The 2,983-nt window shown below is 31.5% G+C and carries 4 protein-coding genes and 1 pseudogene; all 5 read left to right on the forward strand.

Annotation, left to right across the window (positions count from 1 at the left end):
* On the forward strand, nucleotides 1-228 hold a 228-nt coding region (locus WFN33_RS20150), incomplete at its 5' end, for a hypothetical protein (RefSeq protein WP_336954817.1).
* Nucleotides 229-230: 2 nt separating this feature from the next.
* On the forward strand, nucleotides 231-665 hold the full coding sequence (locus WFN33_RS20155) for a hypothetical protein (RefSeq protein WP_336954818.1): 435 nt from the start codon (nucleotides 231-233) through the stop codon (nucleotides 663-665).
* A pseudogene (locus WFN33_RS20505) lies at nucleotides 665-1,317 on the forward strand (RHS domain-containing protein); the annotation flags it as partial. The gene WFN33_RS20155 and the pseudogene WFN33_RS20505, both read left to right, overlap by 1 nt.
* 24 nt (nucleotides 1,318-1,341) lie before the next feature.
* On the forward strand, nucleotides 1,342-2,160 hold the full coding sequence (locus WFN33_RS20170; RefSeq protein WP_336954822.1) for a hypothetical protein: 819 nt from the start codon (nucleotides 1,342-1,344) through the stop codon (nucleotides 2,158-2,160).
* A gap of 1 nt (nucleotide 2,161) precedes the next feature.
* Nucleotides 2,162-2,611: a hypothetical protein gene (locus WFN33_RS20175; protein ID WP_336954823.1), complete on the forward strand. Its 450-nt coding sequence runs from the start codon at nucleotides 2,162-2,164 to the stop codon at nucleotides 2,609-2,611.
* Nucleotides 2,612-2,983 lie beyond the last annotated feature (372 nt).

Consider the following 2,983-nt stretch of genomic DNA (forward strand, 5'->3'; position numbering starts at 1 on the left):
ACTGGTTTAGCAGGAAGTGCAAGTGGTGGTATATGGGGAGTACGTGCAGGTTTAGTATTACCTATTGATACAAGTTCTACATCGGTTAGTGAAAAAGTTAAAGCTTATTTTACCTCTAAAACGATGAAAGGTTTTGAAATTGGGGTTGGTACACCAGGAGCTGATTTTAATGTTGGATATGGTGTTGAAGGTCAAGGCCGCTCTCTTACAGAAAAAATTAGGGATTAAATATGAAATTTTGCAGTTTAAGTTTTTTAATATGTTCTATGATCACTTTAATAGGATGCAGTAGTAATAAAATTTATAATGAACCTTCAGATAAATACCCTTTTGATGAAAAAATGAAAACTGTTTTAGGTGAAAATTTGGACGTTATTGATTCATTACGAAGAGCAGAAGTACAAGTTTCATATTTTGATCTAAAGGGTTCTAATAATAGTCAGAAAATATTAGAAATAACAAATTTACTAGAAAAAGATGGATGGATGCTTAAAGGAAAAGGAGTAGGCGTTAATACATATTGTTTAGGTTTGAATAATCGTATCAATGTAGTAATTGTTGGGAATGGGGAACTTTATGATTTTAAAGGTGGAAAATTACCAAAAAATAATGTCGATGGTGTTTTGTATTCTTACAATAAATGGGGTGATGATCTTTGTAAATAATTACTGATTATGGTTATGATGTGTTTGGTCGCCGATTATTTTAGAATTACCAATCAGCCTACAGTCTAAACTTGTTTGGTCGGGATGGTGATGTGATGGTGTGGGAATCAGTGAAATCATCGAAAGTTCAAACTGATTATACTAAGCTCTATGTTTATGAACCAAATAGCTTTGCACCACTATTACAGACAGGTTATGCTGGCTTTATTAAACTGATAGAAACACCTGACTATCGCCAATTCCAAAATGTACCTTATTCAATTTATAAAGATCCTGTATGGAAAACTGAAACCAGAAAGAACAAAGCTGAATTAGAACGTGTTGCCTTTTACCACTGTGACCAAGTCGGTACACCACAAACTTTAAGTAATGAGTTAGGCGAGTCTGTTTGGGAAATCAAACAGGATACATGGGGCACTGCTTTAGAAATTAATACAACAAACCAAGACAATCCATTGCAACAAAGTAATATTCGTTTTCAGGGTGCATGAGCAAAGATCGAGCACTGCTCGGTCTGAAGCGCAAGGATAAGGAAACAGACTTATACTATAACCGTTATCGTTATTACGAACCGTATAGTGCAAGGTATGTGAGTAAAGATCCGATAGGATTATTTGGGGGAGAGCACTTTTATTCATATGTAAAAGACCCATAAAAAAATATAGATATTTTAGGATTGAGTCAGAGCGATAGTTCAAAGAGCAATGAATGGATTACCCAAAGTGAAAAAGATGCTTTAATGAAACCAATTCGAGGCACACAAAATAATATTATAACTGCTGTAAGTGGTGCAGTTGTATTAGGAAATCATGTAAAACAGACTGGTAATGACGCTATCAACGGAGCTCAAATATTAGGATCAAATATCAAAAAAGGTGCTCAATTTGTATACCCTTATTTAAAAGAAGGTGCTGAAAACTTATATAGTGAAGCTAAGACATTGGGAAAAAAAGCATATAAAAATACAGAAGATGCAATAAAATTAACAGTATTTTTATGCCAAACAGCTGGTGGATGTCGACGACCTGATTATATGGTATGTTCTGGTTCTGCTACTACTTTAACAGGAGCTATCACAATTAATTTACATAATGGTCAATCTTATATAGGAAAGGGTTTAGATTCATCTCCATTTGTTCGATCTAAAAAGCATAATGGTGTTGATAATAGTAAAGAAAGTATAAAAAAATGGTCAGATGTTCTTGGGGGGAGTGGCAGTCTTGGATTTATTTTTAATAAGGAAGGAAGAGCAAGTGAGGGGACTAATAACTTTTTAGATGGCTTAGGAGGCGGAGCTGGTGTAACACTTCGAAATTTTAGAGTTGGTGTAGCCCAACCTGTAAATACAGATTGGTGGAATTTAACAACTCCAAAAGCAATTGAAATAGGATTGAATACTCAGAAAGTAGGTTGGGATGGAGGGATATCTATTAATGAAAAGTCTGTTAATATATCTGAAGAATACAACAAAGTTAAAGAAAAGTTGAGTAAATAGTATGAAAATTAATTTTTGTTTATTATTAGTAATTTCTTTTTGCTTAGTAGCTTGTGGTGTTAATTCTAAAAAAACAGAAAGTGTGCCAGTAATGATTGATTTTAAAAAAATTATGACAGTTTATTTTGGTCAATATCAACCGGATTTTAAACCGTCGATTATTCGACCAAATAATTCTTTGGCCACACTTCATATAGCTAAAGAAAATTTGTCGAAAATAAAGATGAACGAAATTAGAAATAAATTAAAATCTGATGGATGGAAAGAAGTCGAAAATTATGGTAATTATTCAGAATATTGTATAAATAAATATCAAAAAATAGCTATTTTATTTCCTGAAAATGAATTAGAAAAAGCTAAAGATGGGGAGGAAATATACTATTCAGATAAAAATTCGTGGTCAATTTTTTTATATTATAATGACTCTGGTATTGATCACTGTAAAGCGTAAAAGTGAGAGAAGGTTAAATGAAATGAATTTAAAATAATCAAACAATATTTTTTATTTATTATGTTATCAATTGTGTACTTAAGTGGTATTGAATTTCTATGGTCGATCAAAAAACAGTAGTCGATCACAAGCAGTTAAAAAGAAATCAACAAATTCTTCAACAAGGATCTTTAAGTTTTTGAGGTTAAGATAAATGTCGGATGAATTTATTTTAATTTTATTTTTATCATCACTGCTGCTTTATGTTGTTTTATTTTGTACAGTTCGATTTTATTTGTTTAAATATTTTATTAGTAAAAATATTGCAAAAGATTATTTGGATTTCAACTTGAAAAGTTTTCAACATACTAAGTATCTTTATAAAATAGTTTT

The organism is Acinetobacter sp. AS167, assembly GCF_037152175.1.
In the GTDB taxonomy this organism is placed as follows: domain Bacteria; phylum Pseudomonadota; class Gammaproteobacteria; order Pseudomonadales; family Moraxellaceae; genus Acinetobacter.

Excerpts from the sequence above, each read along its gene's own strand:
- WFN33_RS20155 (WP_336954818.1), top strand. The coding sequence starts at position 231 with ATGAAATTTTGCAGTTTAAGTTTTTTAATATGTTCTATGATCACTTTA.
- WFN33_RS20175 (WP_336954823.1), top strand. The coding sequence starts at position 2,162 with ATGAAAATTAATTTTTGTTTATTATTAGTAATTTCTTTTTGCTTAGTA.